Raw genomic sequence first — 833 nt, 5'->3', positions numbered from 1 at the left:
AACCGGCTCCACCACCCAAAGACTGAGCAACATCACTACCAAAGCCGTAAAGCTGAGAACCCGTGACTGCATCACTGGAATCTTTAGAGATATTACCCGCTGCTAGAGACGTGATCTTACTGTTGCTCTTATCTGCACCATGCTGCGCTACAAACGCACCTTTCCCGTCATCCCACAACAATGCATCTTGAAGACGTTCGGAAACCTCATCTTTGTTCTGAGCAACTTGATCCTTAAGATCCTTGAAGCCTTGATCACCCCCACCAAACGCACCCGAAATATCATGATATTCTTTATCATCTAATTTATAGCTCGGTTCGGTCCCTTCTAAGACATCGGCTCCACCACCTAAATATTTCGAGGCATTCTCAGCAACTGTCTGAAGATCATCACTGACACCCTTCACATTCTCATTCGTTGCATAAAGTTGTGAACCCGTCACTGCATCATTTGAGCCTTTGGCAAGAGTTCCATCCTTAACACCCGAAAGTGTACGCGTTTCACCAGACTTATTCGCTATGTTGATTTCACTGCCAGCAACAGCTGAACCAATCGTTATGCGCTTGGTGTCGGCATCTTGCTGAACTAGGCTCTTTTCATTGGCTTGAGAGATTGCTTCATCAACCTTCGTTCCAATCTGATTGGTAACTTTCTGCTCAAAGCCTGTGAAGGCAACATTAACACCATCAAAGGCATCTGCAACACTGTCATAGCTCTTGCTTCCCTCACTGCCATCTTCTCCAAAGGTCTTGACCGTGAAGTGTGGGGCTTGCCATTGACCTTCACCATCATATCCAGCTCCGCCACCTAAATAGCCAGCAAGCTGTTCATTC

1 pseudogene is annotated in these 833 nt (G+C 46.6%); it reads right to left on the bottom strand.

Features of this window, described 5'->3' with window-relative positions:
- Positions 1–833: pseudogene (locus ACFIKD_RS09640) on the bottom strand (hypothetical protein); the annotation flags it as partial.

Origin of the sequence: Bartonella sp. CR84HXZ, assembly GCF_042194535.1 — a bacterium.
In the GTDB taxonomy this organism is placed as follows: domain Bacteria; phylum Pseudomonadota; class Alphaproteobacteria; order Rhizobiales; family Rhizobiaceae; genus Bartonella; species Bartonella grahamii.
Note: the sequence above shows the minus strand (reverse complement) of the source record. Positions and strands in the feature narration are given on the sequence as shown.